General features: G+C 63.9%; 18 protein-coding genes and 1 other RNA gene. 1 reads left to right on the forward strand and 18 read right to left on the reverse strand.

All coding sequences use genetic code 11. The annotated features are described in order from the left end of the window. From QF629_11455 to QF629_11540, 18 genes are all read right to left on the reverse strand, one after another. Positions 1 to 400 (reverse strand): ATP-dependent metallopeptidase FtsH/Yme1/Tma family protein (locus tag QF629_11455; GenBank protein MDP6014141.1); only part of this gene is annotated, 400 nt, incomplete at its 3' end. Between the two features lie 2 nt (positions 401 to 402). Next, the gene (gene tilS / locus QF629_11460) at positions 403 to 1,608 is read right to left on the reverse strand and encodes a tRNA lysidine(34) synthetase TilS (protein ID MDP6014142.1); all 1,206 of its coding nucleotides are present in this window, start codon (positions 1,606 to 1,608) and stop codon (positions 403 to 405) included. Positions 1,609 to 1,676: 68 nt separating this feature from the next. Further along, positions 1,677 to 2,597, reverse strand: coding sequence for a tol-pal system protein YbgF (gene ybgF, locus QF629_11465; protein ID MDP6014143.1), 921 nt, complete (start codon positions 2,595 to 2,597; stop codon positions 1,677 to 1,679). A gap of 109 nt (positions 2,598 to 2,706) precedes the next feature. Beyond that, positions 2,707 to 3,228 carry a peptidoglycan-associated lipoprotein Pal gene (gene pal / locus QF629_11470; GenBank protein ID MDP6014144.1) on the reverse strand — a complete coding sequence of 174 codons (522 nt, stop codon included), beginning with the start codon at positions 3,226 to 3,228 and terminating at the stop codon, positions 2,707 to 2,709. A gap of 192 nt (positions 3,229 to 3,420) precedes the next feature. After that, on the reverse strand, positions 3,421 to 4,779 hold the full coding sequence (gene tolB / locus QF629_11475) for a Tol-Pal system beta propeller repeat protein TolB (GenBank protein ID MDP6014145.1): 1,359 nt from the start codon (positions 4,777 to 4,779) through the stop codon (positions 3,421 to 3,423). Beyond that, positions 4,779 to 5,648, reverse strand: a complete 870-nt coding sequence (locus tag QF629_11480) for a cell envelope integrity protein TolA (GenBank protein ID MDP6014146.1) — start codon at positions 5,646 to 5,648, stop codon at positions 4,779 to 4,781. The genes tolB and QF629_11480 overlap by 1 nt, the downstream gene beginning before the upstream one ends. Before the next feature lie 4 nt (positions 5,649 to 5,652). Continuing rightward, positions 5,653 to 6,093 (reverse strand): protein TolR, encoded by a 441-nt coding sequence (gene tolR, locus QF629_11485; GenBank protein MDP6014147.1) that lies wholly within the window; start codon positions 6,091 to 6,093, stop codon positions 5,653 to 5,655. Beyond that, positions 6,093 to 6,815: a protein TolQ gene (tolQ, locus tag QF629_11490; GenBank protein ID MDP6014148.1), complete on the reverse strand. Its 723-nt coding sequence runs from the start codon at positions 6,813 to 6,815 to the stop codon at positions 6,093 to 6,095. The genes tolR and tolQ overlap by 1 nt, the downstream gene beginning before the upstream one ends. A gap of 39 nt (positions 6,816 to 6,854) precedes the next feature. Further along, positions 6,855 to 7,259: a tol-pal system-associated acyl-CoA thioesterase gene (gene ybgC, locus QF629_11495; GenBank protein ID MDP6014149.1), complete on the reverse strand. Its 405-nt coding sequence runs from the start codon at positions 7,257 to 7,259 to the stop codon at positions 6,855 to 6,857. Continuing rightward, positions 7,252 to 8,304 (reverse strand): Holliday junction branch migration DNA helicase RuvB, encoded by a 1,053-nt coding sequence (gene ruvB, locus QF629_11500; GenBank protein ID MDP6014150.1) that lies wholly within the window; start codon positions 8,302 to 8,304, stop codon positions 7,252 to 7,254. Before ruvB ends, ybgC begins: the two co-directional genes overlap by 8 nt. Continuing rightward, positions 8,301 to 8,909 carry a Holliday junction branch migration protein RuvA gene (gene ruvA / locus QF629_11505; protein MDP6014151.1) on the reverse strand — a complete coding sequence of 203 codons (609 nt, stop codon included), beginning with the start codon at positions 8,907 to 8,909 and terminating at the stop codon, positions 8,301 to 8,303. The genes ruvB and ruvA overlap by 4 nt, the downstream gene beginning before the upstream one ends. Further along, on the reverse strand, positions 8,906 to 9,418 hold the full coding sequence (ruvC, locus tag QF629_11510) for a crossover junction endodeoxyribonuclease RuvC (protein ID MDP6014152.1): 513 nt from the start codon (positions 9,416 to 9,418) through the stop codon (positions 8,906 to 8,908). The genes ruvA and ruvC overlap by 4 nt, the downstream gene beginning before the upstream one ends. Positions 9,419 to 9,430: 12 nt before the next feature. Then, complete coding sequence (locus QF629_11515; GenBank protein ID MDP6014153.1) at positions 9,431 to 10,186, reverse strand: YebC/PmpR family DNA-binding transcriptional regulator; 756 nt, start codon at positions 10,184 to 10,186, stop codon at positions 9,431 to 9,433. Positions 10,187 to 10,375: 189 nt separating this feature from the next. Beyond that, positions 10,376 to 11,197: a TIGR00282 family metallophosphoesterase gene (locus QF629_11520; protein ID MDP6014154.1), complete on the reverse strand. Its 822-nt coding sequence runs from the start codon at positions 11,195 to 11,197 to the stop codon at positions 10,376 to 10,378. Then, complete coding sequence (locus tag QF629_11525) at positions 11,194 to 11,772, reverse strand: 5-formyltetrahydrofolate cyclo-ligase (protein MDP6014155.1); 579 nt, start codon at positions 11,770 to 11,772, stop codon at positions 11,194 to 11,196. The genes QF629_11520 and QF629_11525 overlap by 4 nt, the downstream gene beginning before the upstream one ends. Next, positions 11,760 to 11,918, reverse strand: a non-coding RNA gene (gene ssrS / locus QF629_11530) — 6S RNA. Before ssrS ends, QF629_11525 begins: the two co-directional genes overlap by 13 nt. A gap of 13 nt (positions 11,919 to 11,931) precedes the next feature. Next, entirely contained in the window at positions 11,932 to 12,258 is a 327-nt protein-coding gene (locus QF629_11535) for a cell division protein ZapA (protein ID MDP6014156.1), read from the reverse strand. 18 nt (positions 12,259 to 12,276) lie between these two features. Next, positions 12,277 to 12,543: a DUF4164 family protein gene (locus QF629_11540; protein MDP6014157.1), complete on the reverse strand. Its 267-nt coding sequence runs from the start codon at positions 12,541 to 12,543 to the stop codon at positions 12,277 to 12,279. Between the two features lie 249 nt (positions 12,544 to 12,792). Between QF629_11540 and tkt the strand changes: the two genes are divergently transcribed. Beyond that, positions 12,793 to 14,796: a transketolase gene (gene tkt / locus QF629_11545; protein MDP6014158.1), complete on the forward strand. Its 2,004-nt coding sequence runs from the start codon at positions 12,793 to 12,795 to the stop codon at positions 14,794 to 14,796.

A 14,796-nucleotide genomic window follows, 5' to 3' on the forward strand; every position in this document is an offset into this window, starting at 1 on the left:
CCTTACCGCCGCCACTCTGCATCTGGCGCATGAAGAATATCCACACCGCGACAATGAGGATCATCGGTAGCCAATTTAATAATATGCCGTAAAGCGGTGAGACGCCTTCCTTGTCCGGCTTGGCGCTGATGCGCACACCCTGCTCGTGCAAACGCTGAACCAGGGTCGGATCGTCCGGCGCATAGGTCGTGAAGCCCTGGCCGGTACCAGCGAAATGCCCCGTGATGCGCTCGCCCTCTATGGTAACGTCGCGGATCTGCCCGTCCTCTACCCGGTCGAGGAAATCCGAAAAGGCGAGCTGACTCGAGGCGTCGGTCTCGCCCTTACTCTGAAACAGATTGAACAGGGTCAGAAGCAGGAGCGCAATGATGATCCAAAGCACGATGTTACGGCCGAACATATTCAAGACGTCATTTCCCTCATAGTCGCGAAAGGTGCTCCCAGCAAAGCCTGCGTAGGCCGGAAGCGCACCGCCAGCGACGGCAGTCCCATCTCCCACTTGTCTAGGTGGGGCAACGCAAGGGGCGCGTCAAGGCTCCAGAGCACCGGAAGACCTTCGCGCACCGGCTGCGGCAAGGCCTCGAGCACCGTATCCGCCCCTTTGCGCAGGCGCCCCCAGGTGGCATCATCAAGGGGTCGTAGGGTAGCACCTTCGACAGCCTTCGCGCGGATGCGGAAGCGTCGGTCCCAGGTCTCATCAACAGGACCGGTCGGCACAATAGCGCGCGCTTCGCGGCAAATCAGGAGCCGGCCGTCGGCGAGCGGCAGCAGGCGGCAACCGCCGAGGGTGCGCGGCGTCGACTTCGACAGGGCCTCGAGCAGACGCGCTAGCCTCTCTCCACGGGGCGCATACCTGCCTCCGCCAAGGCAGACCAAAACGCGCGCGAGCACCCTTTGTGCCGGCTGCCCTGCGGCCAGCAGGGTGGCAATATCGACCTCCGCCGCCCCGGCTGGGGAAAGCCGTACCGTCTCGGCCAGCAATCGGGCGATACAGTGGTCATCGTCGTGGCGGCGCTGCGCCTGTACGGTGGCCTCGGCGCATAAGACGGCGCCCTCGCCGGCGATGGCGCGGCGGGCGCGCACGCGGGCGAACGCGGCATCTCGATTCGAAGGGTCTTCGATCCAGCTTTGGCCGGCCGCCTGCATGGTCACACGCAGCCGGTCGCCGGGAACGCCAAGCAGCGGGCGCAATAGACGCACGCCGTCGCGCTCGGCACACACAGGCATGGCGGCGAGGCCTGCCGGGCCACTGCTAGCTTTATGACGCAGCCATACGGTCTCGGCTTGGTCGCCGGCGTGGTGGGCGAGCAGTAGGTGCAGCAAGCCTTCCCGCCGGCAAGCTTCAAACAGCAAATGGTAGCGCGCCTCGCGCGCTGCGGCCTGGATACCACTCTTCGGCTTCCCGCCCCGCCAGACAAGCAGGCGGGCCTCCATTCCGAGCTCACAAAGACGGGCACAGGTGGCTTCCGCCTCGCTCTGAGATTCGGGGCGCAGGCCGTGGTCAACCACGAGACCCACCAGCCTGCCGCCGCGCCGCACCGCCCAGCGCTCGGCGAGTAAGGCGAGGCAAAGGCTATCAACGCCGCCAGAGACCGCTGCGGCTAGCACTGGGACACTCTCAAACGGCCCAAGGGCCTCAATTAGTGAGGCAAACTCTGCCTCGCCGAGCGCCGTGCTCAGCAGCTCGCCTCAGCGCGAGCCACGGGCAGGCGATCTGTAATATGGCCCGGCGCGCTGCCGAGCTCCCGCGTCAGGCGCTCGTAGGCGGCGCAGGCCTCGCGCATCTTGTCCATGGCGGCGAAGGCCAAGCCGAGCTTGAGCAGGCTGTCCGCGGCCTTGTTACCGTCGGGAAAGCCCTTGTAGGCGCGCGCGAAAGCGACTGCCGCGCTTTGTTGATCGCCCTGCTTCATATAAATTTCGCCAATCCAAAAATGGGCGTTGCCAGCTAGCGGATCCTCGGGATAGGCATCGATGATGGCCTGGAAGCCCGCCCGCGCTGCCGCGTAGTCGGTTTGGCTAAGCAGCTGAATGGCTTGGCTGTAGACGTCGGCCACCGGCTGGTCCTCAGGCGGCTGGGCCGCGGCAACGTCAGTGCCCCCGGCCGGAATGGTGCCGAGCACGCCGTGGCCCTCATTGCTGAGGCTGCCACTGTCGATCGCCATGGTGGAGAGCGAGCCGCCGCCCGCATCTGCGACGGGGCCAGGTGTCGGCGCCAGCGTCTCGGCTAGGCGCTGCTCGATAGCGGCCAGACGCGCGTCAGTGTCGGCTACCATCAACTCGACCCGGTCGCCGACCTGACGCAGGGCGAAATGAGCCTCCTCGATCTGGCCGGTAAGCTGGCGCAGCTGGTCTTCCAGCTCGCTGAAGCGCACCTCCTGGCGCGCCACAGCCTCAGCATCACCTTCGCCGGCGCTATGGGCGCTCTCGGGCACGCCCGCATTGGCAAGCTGGCGTGTGATCAGGCCGAGGCCACGCTCGAGCCGCTCCAGGCGATCGACCAGAGCGGCAAGGCTGAGATCCTGGGGGAAGGCGGGCGTTGCGCTAAAAAACACGACGGCGGCACACAGGGCCGCCAAGTGGACTCGCAAAGCTTTCATATTGTCTCGCTCGGCCGGTCAGTAATGTGGCCGATAGTGCCAGCGGATCGTGGCCAGACTAAGGCGCAACGGCGGGCGCCAGATAAAGCGCCCGCCAAAATCCGCCAACTCAGTTGATGCTCGAGATACCGACTCGGTTCTGGGCCCAGGCCGCCTCGGTATGACCAAGTACGATCGGCCGCTCCTTACCGTAGGAGATGGTGCCGATGCGCGAAGCTTGGACACCGAGCGATACCAAGAAGTTCTTCGCTGCAGTCGCGCGGCGCTCGCCAAGCGCCAAATTGTACTCGCGCGTGCCGCGCTCATCGCAATGTCCAGCAATCATAATGCTGAGGTTCCCGTTAATCTTTAGGAACTGAGCCTGACGGCGCAGCGTGTCCTGGCCGTCCGGATGCACATCGTAGCGGTCGTAGTCAAAGAACACGCGATCACCGACTTCCTGGACGAATTGCTCCTGCGACGTCAGCGGAAGCGGTGGAGGTGTTTCGCGAATCTCCGGCGCGGCCTCGACCACCGGTGCCGGCGTACCCGTGTCACCGGCACCGCCAGCATCCGCAGCCTCATCGGAATCCGTCTCGCAGGCAGCGAGGAGAAGAATTGCGCCCGCCAGGGCGATCAGTTTGGTCCGCATTTACGCAGTCTCCCAAATTGGCTCGTGACGCTCGCCACAGCACAGTGCCGGCGATGAGAAAACGAGCGGCTTAGCGTTCCTTGTCGAGACAATGCTCGACCGGCGGCGATACCTGCCCCCACACTGACGAAACCACATTTGTCGATTGTATTGGCAGGACACGCGCTTATCAAGATCAACTCGCATTTGTGATTAGCGCACATCCGGCCCGCTCCCCGGGGCCTTGCGCGGGATTAGCGGCGACCACGCCGGATCGGAGGCATCGGTAGGCGTGACGATCTCGCGCTCGTTGCGCCCCGTGATGTCAACACTGACTAGCCGCACCCGCCCATTGCGCCCGCCGCCGCCCGGCTGGTCCCGGAAGAACATTAGCACGCGGCCGTTCGGCGCCCAGGTTGGTCCTTCCACGAGGAAGCCCGTCGACAGCAGCCTTTCATCGTTGCCGTCAGGACGCATGACGCCGATATAGAAAACGCTGCCACGCGACTTGGTAAACGCAATCCAGTCGCCGCGCGGCGACCAGACCGGAGTGGCGTAACGCCCCTTCCCAAAGCTGATGCGCTTTACGCCACTGCCGTCGGCATTCATGACATAGACTTGCTGAGTGCCCGAGCGGTCGGATTCAAAGGTTACGCGCTTGCCATCGGCGGAATAAGACGGCGCGGTGTCAATGGCAGGGTGACGCGTCAGCTGCAACTGCACCCCAGTGCGAAGGTCAAGCTCGTGGATCTCCGTGTTGCCGTCCAGGGCAACCGACATGACAACCTTGTTGCCGTCGGGGGAGAAGCGCGGCGCGATAGTCATGTTGCCGTGAAATTTTCCCAGGATCTCCTGCTGACCTGTGTCGATATTGCGAATATAGACCCGCGGCTGGCCATCGAGGTAGGAGAGATAGGTGATCTCCTGCAAGGTCGGCGAGAAGCGCGGTGTCAACACGAGGTGGCGGCCGTCGGTGAGGAAGCGATGGTTGGCGCCGTCCTGGTCCATAATGGCCAGGCGCTTGATACGCGCCTCGGTCGGCCCGGTCTCGGCGACATAGACGATGCGGGTGTCGAAATAGCCTTCTTCGCCGGTGATCCGCTGATAGGTTGCATCGGCGATTAGATGCGCTACACGGCGCCACTTGTCGCGCGGCGCCCGCAGTCGAAAGCCAATCAGATATTGCTCGGAAAACACGTCCCAAAGGCGAAACTCGGCATCGACAAAACCATCACCGCTGACGCTCAGCTTACCGGTGACGAGGGCCTGAGCGTTGATCTGGCGCCAATCGCCGAAGCGAGGGACAACGCCAATCTGATCTGGCTTTTGCAGGAAGCTTCGCGGATCGAGCGGGCGGAACAGACCCGAGCTATCGAGATCGCCCGAGACCACGGCGGCAATATCGGCTCCGAGTTGGCGCTCAGGCCCGGTCCCGCCAACAAGACCGGTTACCGCAATGGGCACCGGCTCGACTTGGCCGTGCGTAATATCGATCTCGATTTGGGCTACGGCCGGCACCGTCGTAGCGACGGCAAACAGGCCGAAAACAAGGCCTATGACACGTCCTGTCATCACCCGTACATCTCCCTGGGATCAAAGGTCAGCTTTATATCCCGCCACTGCTCGTATTTTTTGGGCGAGAGGTATTGAATCTGTTCTGTCTTGCGTACCGCCCGCACAGCGCTTTCGGCCATGGTACGGTAGAAAGGGTCGGACTGCATGCGCATGCGGTCCCTTTCGTCCACTTCAACGCGCTCGACTGTGCCATCTCGGCGCAACTGAAGCCGTAGGGTGACGCGCATTTCGTGCGCGTCGCGGGCCCCGGCGGGAACATTCCAGTTGCGTTGGATCTGCGAGCGAATGGCGTCGACCTCGGTCTGGCTCAACGGGGTGTCCAAACGATGGGGCGTAGCGGCTTCCGCCAGCAACTGGTCGATTGGGTCGGCGGCTGCAGGCGTCGTCTCGGTCTCAGGCTCCGGCGCGCGCGGTACCGGCTCCATCTTCTCCAGGCTCTGCAGCGCAGATTCAAAGTCGAGCCGTACCGGCGGCATGGGCTTCGGTCGTGGCCGCTGAATCTCCGCCGGCAGGGTGGTAACTTCGATCGGAGCCGGCGCCGGCTCGGGCTCCGCCACCTCGGGCTCAGGCTTGGGGTCCGGCAACGGTGGTGGTGGCGGCTCGGGCTCAGCGACTTCAAGTACCGGCGGCGGCGGCGGCGGCGTATCTTCAACCTGTGGCGGTGGTGCCTCACTCGGTTCGGGTTCAGGTGCCTCCGCCACCGGCAAGGCTTTGGGCAGATTGCGCGCCTCGGCGATCGGCACGAACGTGACGGTGGTCACCGCCTCCTGTAATGGCGAATCCTCGAATAAATGCGGCACACCGACATAGACAAGCGTGATCACCGCGAGGTGCAGCAGCATCGATATAACCATCGCACGCTGCATGGCGTCAGCCCTCACCCCGCTGGGGGGTGGGCAGCTCGGTAACCAACCCAACCTCGCCGAATCCGGCGGCGTTGATGGTACCCATAACCTGCATTACAAGGCCGTAAGCTACGCTCTTGTCGCCGCGCACGAAAATGCGCAGGTCCGGGCGTTCAGCCGCGACCGCCTGCAGCTTCGGCACCAGATCGGCTAACTCGACCTTGAGCTCTTGCAAAAAAACTACGCCTTCGGCATCGATACTCACGGTGAGGGGCTCGTCGTCGCCCGGCAAACCAGTGGCGGCGCTTTCCGGCAGATCGACCTCGACACCGACGGTCAGCAGCGGTGCCGTGACCATGAATACCACGAGCAACACCAGCATCACGTCGACGAAGGGCGTGACATTGATCTCCGCCATGGGGCGGTAGCGCCGCCCCGCTTCGCGCTTGACGCCGACGCCGGCCATCAGCCCCCCCGCTCTGCCATCTGCCGTGACAGAAGAGCACTGAACTCACCGGCAAAGGTCTCTAGCCGCCCAGCATAGCGATTGAGGTCACCCGATAGTTTGTTGTAGGCAACCACGGCTGGGATCGCCGCAACCAACCCCAAGGCGGTCGCCAGCAGCGCCTCGGCAATGCCGGGCGCGACGACCACCAGCGAGGTGTTACGCGTGCCGGCAATAGCCTGAAAGCTGTTCATAATCCCCCAGACCGTGCCGAACAGACCAATGAAAGGCGCCGTCGAGCCGACCGTGGCAAGAAAGCCGATACGGCGCTCGAGCCCCTCCATCTCGCGTTGCATGGCAACGTTCATGACGCGATCTATGCGGCTTTGCAATGAGGCCTGGTCGCGCGTTTCCGATACGGCTGTGCCGTGCGCGGTGGCCAGGGTCCATTCGCGCATGGCCACAGTAAAAAGCATGGCGAGCGGATGGTCGGGTGCCTGGCCAACACGCTCGTAAAGCTCTTCCAGAGAGCCGCCGGACCAGAAAGAGTCCTCGAAGGCATCCGCCTTAGCGCGCAGGCGCTGTAACTGGCGCGATTTCTCGAAGATGATCGTCCAGCACCAGACCGAAGCGAGCAGAAGCACGCCCATCACTAGTTTGACCACCATGTCGGCCTCGCTGGCCAGAGCCCAGACCGAGAGGTCGGCGGCCATCCCGGCCGCCTCGGGAGTTATCGTTTCCATGCTTTTATCGTGCTCTTCGTTTGCATTACCGTGATCCCATCAGTGAAAGGCGGTGACGGCGTCGCGCACCGCCACGGGCAGACGCGCGGGCCGGCCATCCTGGCGCAGACAGACGATACGGAGCCTCGCGCTTGCCAAAACTTCGTCGCCGCGCAGCACCGTCTGCTCAATGCGGATCGTCGCTGCGCTGATTCCGCATACGCGCGTATGTACATCGATCGCGTCATCGAGCCGCGCCGGTATGAAATACTCGATGGCACAGTCGCGTACCGCTAAGACAAGGCCGGCGTCAGCAAGCAGGTGTTGGTGGTCGATGCCGCGCTCGCGTAGCAACTCGGTGCGGGCACGCTCCACAAACTTGAGGTAGTTAGCGTAATAAACAATGCCGCCGGCATCGGTATCTTCGTAATAGACTCGCAGCGGCCAAATATGCACATCAGCCATCACCTGCCTCCGGCCCCAGAAACTCCATTTGCTCGAGCGCCGCTTTGGTAGGTCGACGCTGCATATGCTCCCAGGCGAGCTGCGTCAAAACGCGACCGCGCGGCGTCCGCGCCAGGAAGCCCTGCTGCATCAAATAGGGTTCGATGACGTCCTCGATGGTGTCACGCTCTTCCGACAATGCCGCCGCCAGGGTTTCCGCGCCGACCGGGCCGCCCGCGTACTTGTCAGCGATGCAGGCGAGGTAGCGCCGGTCCATGGCGTCGAGCCCGCGACCGTCGACGGCGAGACGCGACAGCGCATCCGCCGCAATCGCCGCATCCACCATGTTGGCCCCGGCGATGGTGGCGAAGTCGCGCACCCGGCGTAGTAGGCGCCCGGCGACGCGCGGTGTGCCGCGGGCACGCCGCGCAATCTCGTAGGCGCCATCATCGGAGAGCGGCATCTCCAACACCCGGGCACCACGGCTCACCACCGCCTCCAGCTCCTCGCCGCGGTAGAAGCGCAAACGCTCCTGAATGCCGAAGCGGTCGCGCAGCGGCGTTCCCACGAGTCCGGAGCGTGTCGTCGCCCCGACCAGCGTGAAGGGCGCAATGTCGATGCGCACCGAACGCGCACCGGGCCCCTCGCCGATGATCAGGTCGAGTTGAAAATCTTCCATTGCCGGATAGAGCACTTCCTCAACTTGCGGATTCAAACGGTGGATCTCGTCGATAAACAGCACGTCGCGGGGCTCAAGATTGGTGAGCAATGCCGCCAAGTCGCCGGCACGCACAATGACGGGGCCTGAAGTGGCGCGGAAGCTTACGCCGAGCTCGCGCGCAACAATCTGTGCCAGCGTGGTCTTGCCGAGGCCGGGCGGGCCAGAGAACAGCGTGTGATCCAGCGCCTCCTGCCGCTGGCGCGCGGCGCTGACATAGACGCCGAGATTAGCGCGCAGCTCGGCCTGACCAACAAAAGCATCGAGCGTCTGTGGCCGCAGTGCCGTATCGCCGTCCTCCAGGACGACGCCGGCATCAACCAGTCGCTGTTTCGCGGTCGCGTTCACGCTGGTGCCAAAACTTTGAGACCGCGTCGAATAAGCCCGCCGACATCGGCCCCCTCGCCAAGTTCGCGCGCGGCGGTGGCAACGGCTGTGAATGCCTCTCCGCGGCCATAACCGAGATTGACCAGCGCCGACACCGCCTCGCCGGTGCCGCCTTCACCTGCCGCGTCGGCGGCATCCGCCACCACGATAACACTCGGCGAGACTGCGTGGGCTCTATCCTTGAGCTCAGCGACGATGCGTTGGGCGGCTTTCGGCCCAACGCCAGAGACGTTGCGCAGCGAGGCCGTGTCCTGGGCGGCGATGGCCGTCACAAGCTCATCAGGCGCCAGCAGCGAGAGCACTGCCAGCGCAAGCCGCGCGCCAACGCCTTGGACGGTCTGCAACAAGCGGAACCAGTCGCGTTCAACCGGCGCCTGGAAGCCGTAGAGATGGATATGGTCTTCGCGCACATGGGTCTCGACGACGAGCGACACCGCTTCGCCGACAGGCGGCAGGGCACGCAGGGTGCGGCCCGAGCAATAGACCAGATAGCCGACGCCACCGACGTCGACCACGGCCGAGTCCTCAGCTGCATCGGCAAGGCGGCCGCTGAGGCTCGCGATCACGCTGCGCTCCCCGCCAGCGCCGCGGCCCAACGCCCGCCGGTGCTAGTAGCATGGTGGGCGTGACAGATGGCCACGGCGAGCGCGTCCGCAGCGTCGGCGCTGCCTGGCTCGCAGCCCGGCAACAAATGACGGACCATTAGCTGCATCTGCTCTTTGCTGGCACGGCCACTACCAACCACAGCCTTTTTCACTTGTGAGTTGTTGTATTCGGCGACCGCAAGCCCGGCCCGCGCCGGGGCCAACATGACGACGCCACGGGCCAGCCCAAGCTTGAGCGCCGAGCCCGGATTGCAGTTGACGAAAGTCTCCTCGATGGCGGCGGAATCCGGCGCCCAGCTCGCAATCACCTCGGCCAAGGCCACGTCGAGGGCGGCGAGACGGCGCGCGAGATCATCGTCCGCCTTGGTGCGCGCCGTGCCATTGGCAACATGGGAGAGATGCGCGCCATCGCTCTCCACTACGCCCCAGCCGGTAGCGTTGAGCCCGGGATCAAGCCCCATCAGTCTCATCGCCACCCGGCCTCAGCCACGCGCGCTGACCCACTGCATGATGTCGTCGGAAATATCGAAATTGGCCGCCACCGATTGTACGTCGTCATTGTCCTCGAGGGCATCGATAAGCTTGAACAACGTCTCGGCCTGGTTTTCATCGATGCTGACCGTGCTTACCGGCAGCCACTCCAGCGCCACACCGTTGGGTTCGCCGAACTCGGCCGCAAGCGCGTCCCGCACATCGTGCAAGGCCCCAACCTCGCAGGTGATCTGATGGCCGTTGTCGTCGCTATTAACATTCTCCGCGCCGGCCTCCACCGCTGTCTCAAACATGTCGTCCACATCGGCCACGTCCGCTGCGTAGCGGACAACACCCACATGGTTGAACATGAAGTTGACGCTGCCGCTCTCGCCAAGATTTCCAGCGTGCCGCGTAAACGAGGCGCGCACCTCAGCCGCAGTGCGGTTACGGTTGTCGGTCAAGGCCTCAACGATCACCGCGACTCCGCCGGGGCCAAAGCCCTCATAGCGCATTTCGTCATAGACCGTGTCGTCGTCGCCGGCGGCGCCTTTCTTGACCGCACGCTCGATATTGTCCTTGGGCATATTAGCCGAGCGCGCGGCAGCGATGGCGGTGCGCAGGCGTGGGTTCATATCCGGATCCGCCACACCCTGTTTGGCAGCAACCGTAATCTCGCGCGCCAGCTTGGCGAATATCTTGGCACGCTTGGCGTCCTGCGCGCCCTTCCGATACATGATGTTCTTGAATTGCGAATGGCCGGCCATCTTGTTCAGACCTCTTCAGGCTCGCGCGTCGCCGACCAGACTTTGGTGCCGCGCTGCCGTCATCGAATTTCCTGCATGCTGCCCATCAGCTCTTGCCAACATACCAGATATTGGGGTTTACGAAAGCTTTCAAGCAGCCTATTCCCCTCGCCTAACAGAGCTTTGTGGCGACAATTTGTCGCGTCACTCTCAGCCTGGCCGCCGTTCTTTCAACCGGGCACCGAGGATGACGGGCTCTATGCTGCGGGCGAGCCCGGAGCGAGGCTCGGTCTCCACGAGGACGGCACAAAGCGTAGCCGCGCCGTTTGAGGGGCCGATGCGCCCGACGGGCATCTTGCTGCGGAACTTCTGCACCCACATGCCCTTGTCCGAGCCAATTACCGAATCGTAGTCACCGCACATGCCCGCGTCACTCTGGTAGGCGGTGCCGCCAGGCAATATCTGGCCGTCTGCGGTGGGTACATGGCTGTGGGAGCCAACCACGAGGCTGGCGCGACCGTCGAGAAAATGGGCGACCGCTTGTTTCTCGCTGGTAGCCTCGGCATGCATATCGACAATGGCGGCATCAATGTTCTCCCCCAGGACATGCTTGGCGAACACTGCCTCGAGAGTCGCGAACGGGTCGTCGAGGGGGTCCATGAATAGTCGCCCCATGACATTGACCACGAGCACTTTTCCCCTATGCGGGCTCTCGTATTCGTATACGCCCATGCCATTGCCCGGCGTCGAGGCAGGCGGAAAATTTATCGGACGCAGCAGGCGTGGCTCACGCACCAGCACCGTTGCCACCTCGCGCTGGTCCCAAACATGGTTGCCCGTGGTGATCACATCGACGCTGAGATCGAAAAGGGTTTCAGCGATGGCACCGGTAATACCGAAGCCGCCGGCGGCGTTTTCGCCGTTGACAACGACAAAATCGAGCTCAAGGTCACGGCGCAAGTCGGGCAGATATTTGCTCAGCGCGGCGCGCCCGGCGCTGCCTACCACATCGCCACAGAACAGAATATTCATGCCGCCCTCGCGAAGCGCGTCGCGCCGTTTTCGGTGACGAGCCAGTCGAGCGGGCAGTCATGGGTGCCGCGCGGCAGCCGCCCGCAGCGCTGGAAGTTGAAGGCGAGGCCGACACCGAGCGCGTCGCCGAGCACGGCCAGAGTGCGGTCGTAGAAGCCGCCGCCATAACCCAACCGATAGCCATCGTCATCGACGGCGAGCAGGGGCACGAGCAAGCAATCGGGGCGCTGTTCTGGCTTGTTCGAGGCCGGCTCACGAGTATCGAACGGGCCTGACACAAGCACATCGCACGGTGTCCAAGCACGAAACCGCAAAGGCGCCCCCACTTCTGTCACCGGCAGGCATAAGGCATGACCGCAAGCATGCAGGGCGGTCAGAAGCGGACGCGGATCGATTTCATCGGGAAACGGCCAATAGCCGGAGACCACCGCATCCGGAGCGAGCGGGATCGCGTCAAGAAACGCCGCCGCCAGCGGCGCACCGGCATCGTGTGCGCGGTGCTGGCGTTCGTCCCGGCACACCTGGCGCAGGCGTGCCTTCTCTTTAACAAGACGATCAGGTGGACGGGACCGCATCGACCGTTGGCGTTCTAGTACCACTGGCGCCTGCATGTGCAGGTGGGCGCCGTGTGCCGACGGCACACCGCCGGTAGGGACAGCTCCCGAGTGGAACACTGTTGGCCCAGGGACATAATCGCCTGTGACGTATCGCGCAGTACCCGCCCGCAAACGAATCTAAGAGTTCTCAAGGCGCGAAGCAATGGCATCAAGCCGCACCGTCATCGCTTCAAACGTCGCCGTCGCACTTTGCCGCTCTACCGCACTACCGCCGCCAAGCTCCTCGATCTTAGCATAGGCGTCGGATAGCTCGTCGGCCACCAAGAGCCCCCCCATCAGCATAAGATGGGTATCGGTAATCTGGCTGGTGTCGCCGCCGGTCTCGATCAGATTGCGCACCACCGCGTCGAGGTAGGTGCCGAGCTGACGGATGTGGTCTTCCTCACCATCCTCGCAGCTGATCGGATAGGTGCGACCGTTGATCTGTACGCGAACCTTGCCCATGCCCATACCCCATTATGCTCAATCACCTATCAGAATACGCACGCGCTCGATGGTGCCGTCGAGCCGGGTCGATGCCTGATCGGCGGCGAGCCGCAATGCCTCGCATTGCGCACGCATGTCAGCCAGCTCACCCGCTAGGCGATCGCGCTCGGCACGAGCCTCCGCGAGCTCGGCGCTGAGATGAGGCCCGGTCGCTGCCGAGGGTGCGTCCGTCCGGGCGACCGTCGCCTCCAGTCGGTCTACCGCCGATTCGAAGCGTTGCCGCGCCTCGTCAAATGATGCCATGACTTCGTTGCCCCCAGCGGTCACCTAAAGAACCGCCATGCTATCGCCCGCTAGGATATCCAGCGGTGCGCGCCAGCGTCAACCAAAGCGCACAATGGGGCCCGCCTGTGATCGGTTGACGGGGCCTGCATTGGCGGTCATGTTGCGCTCGGTTGGGGTTGCTACTGAGCAGCCCCACCAATGCCAAGTTCATCACCCGGGCCGCGCCTCGCGGCTGTTTCCGAAGACTCGGCCATGGAGCTGTAGCACGTGTTTTCCGCGGTTTCCCCCGGTGTCGCTGCGGACGCCACCCTGCCCGATCACGTCAGCCTCGCCAACGCGCTACGCGTTCTCGCCATGGACGCGGTGCAGGCGGCCAAGTCCGGCCATCCCGGCATGCCGATGGGCATGGCCGACGTGGCGACGGTGCTGGTGCGTCAGTTTCTCACTTTCGACGCCGCGTCGCCGGACTGGCCCAACCGCGACCGCCTGGTGCTATCGGCGGGCCATGGTTCCATGTTGCTCTACGGTCTGCTGCACCTCACGGGCTATGCGGACATGCCGATCGAGCAGCTGCGTGATTTCCGCCAGCTCGGCAGCCATACGGCGGGGCACCCGGAATACGGTGCCGCCGGCGGTATCGAGACCACCACCGGGCCACTCGGCCAAGGCATCGCCAACGCGGTAGGCATGGCCATCGCTGAACGTATGTTGGCGGCGCGCTTTGGCGACGATCTAGTGTCGCACAATACATATGTGATTGTCGGCGACGGCTGCCTGATGGAAGGCATTAGCCACGAGGCGGCATCACTGGCGGGACATTTGCGCCTGTCGCGATTGGTGGTGCTGTTCGATGACAATCACGTCTCCATCGACGGGCCGACCGAACTCACGGTGTCGGACGATCAGGCGGCGCGCTTCCGCGCGCTGGGCTGGCAAGTCAATTCGTGCGACGGTCATGATCCCGATTCGATCGCTGCTGCCTTGACCTGCACCCAGAATGCAGACCGACCAGTATTAATTGCCTGCCGCACCACCATCGGCTACGGCTCACCAGCCAAGGCGGGGACCTCAGCAACCCACGGTGCGCCCCTCGGCGAGGACGAGGTGGCAGCGACACGCGCAGCGCTCGGCTGGGCCGAGCCGCCTTTCGAAATCCCAGAGGCTATTCAGAACGCCTGGCGCGAGGCGGGCCGGCGCGGCACCACGGAACGCCAAGCCTGGGAGGCGCGGCTTGCCGCATCGCCGCAGCGCGCGACCTTTGAAGCAGCACTAGCGGGTCACCTCGGCAACCTTGATGGCACTGTAGAGGCATATAAACGCGAAGTCTCGGCGGAAGCGCCCAAGGTGGCTACGCGAAAAGCCTCGCAGGACACCCTGGACCGCATCAACCCGATGCTGCCGATCACCGTCGGTGGCTCCGCCGATCTGACCGGCTCGAACAACACACGCAGCACAGACCAGATGCCGATCACGGCCGACGATTTCAGCGGGCGCTATCTCTTCTATGGCGTTCGCGAACACGCCATGGCAGCAGTGATGAACGGCATCGCCCTGCACAAGGGTTTCATTCCCTATGCCGGCACTTTCCTAGTGTTTAGCGATTATTCACGCCCGGCCATCCGTTTAGCCGCTTTGATGGGTCTGCGGGTCATCCACGTGCTGACACACGACTCTATCGGCCTTGGCGAGGATGGCCCAACACACCAGCCGGTGGAGCATCTGGCGGCCCTGCGGGCGATCCCCAATCTCGCCGTCTTCCGCCCGGCAGATGCGGTGGAGACGGCGGAGTGCTGGCAGCTCGCATTACAACGCACAGATGGCCCCTCCGCGCTGGTGCTGACGCGCCAGGGGTTACCGACCCTGCGCACCGCGCATTACTGCGACAACCTCTGTACTGCTGGCGCCTATGAGATGGCGGCCGCGGACGGAGAGGCGCGCGCGAGCATTCTCGCCTCTGGCTCCGAGGTCTCTCTGGCACTGGCAGCGCGCGAGATGCTACAGGCCGATGGCGTGCCCGTGCGCGTGGTCTCCTTGCCCTGCTGGGAGCTGCTCGCGGCACAGCCGGCCGAGCAGCGCGAGGCCATCCTCGGTAGCGCGCCGCGGATCGCCGTGGAAGCGGCACTACCCATGGGCTGGGCGCGCTGGGGCGTGGACGAAGACAAGATGATTGCCATGCGCAGCTTTGGCGCGTCGGCACCGGCGGCGGACCTATTCCGCCATTTCACCATTACCGCGGAAGCCGTGGCCGATGCGGTCAAGGTCGCACTTTAG

It is taken from the genome of Alphaproteobacteria bacterium (assembly GCA_030739735.1).
Taxonomy (GTDB): Bacteria; Pseudomonadota; Alphaproteobacteria; order UBA7887; family UBA7887; genus UBA7887.

Coding starts and splice junctions, on each gene's coding strand:
- QF629_11480 (MDP6014146.1), bottom strand. CDS start 5,648: ATGCAGCGTGCGATGGTTATATCGATGCTGCTGCACCTCGCGGTGATC.
- pal (MDP6014144.1), bottom strand. CDS start 3,228: ATGCGGACCAAACTGATCGCCCTGGCGGGCGCAATTCTTCTCCTCGCT.
- QF629_11535 (MDP6014156.1), bottom strand. CDS start 12,258: ATGGGCAAGGTTCGCGTACAGATCAACGGTCGCACCTATCCGATCAGC.
- tolQ (MDP6014148.1), bottom strand. CDS start 6,815: ATGGAAACGATAACTCCCGAGGCGGCCGGGATGGCCGCCGACCTCTCG.
- QF629_11525 (MDP6014155.1), bottom strand. CDS start 11,772: ATGCGGTCCCGTCCACCTGATCGTCTTGTTAAAGAGAAGGCACGCCTG.
- ybgF (MDP6014143.1), bottom strand. CDS start 2,597: ATGAAAGCTTTGCGAGTCCACTTGGCGGCCCTGTGTGCCGCCGTCGTG.
- ybgC (MDP6014149.1), bottom strand. CDS start 7,259: ATGGCTGATGTGCATATTTGGCCGCTGCGAGTCTATTACGAAGATACC.
- tolR (MDP6014147.1), bottom strand. CDS start 6,093: ATGGCCGGCGTCGGCGTCAAGCGCGAAGCGGGGCGGCGCTACCGCCCC.
- QF629_11515 (MDP6014153.1), bottom strand. CDS start 10,186: ATGGCCGGCCATTCGCAATTCAAGAACATCATGTATCGGAAGGGCGCG.
- QF629_11540 (MDP6014157.1), bottom strand. CDS start 12,543: ATGGCATCATTTGACGAGGCGCGGCAACGCTTCGAATCGGCGGTAGAC.
- QF629_11520 (MDP6014154.1), bottom strand. CDS start 11,197: ATGAATATTCTGTTCTGTGGCGATGTGGTAGGCAGCGCCGGGCGCGCC.
- ruvC (MDP6014152.1), bottom strand. CDS start 9,418: ATGAGACTGATGGGGCTTGATCCCGGGCTCAACGCTACCGGCTGGGGC.
- tolB (MDP6014145.1), bottom strand. CDS start 4,779: ATGACAGGACGTGTCATAGGCCTTGTTTTCGGCCTGTTTGCCGTCGCT.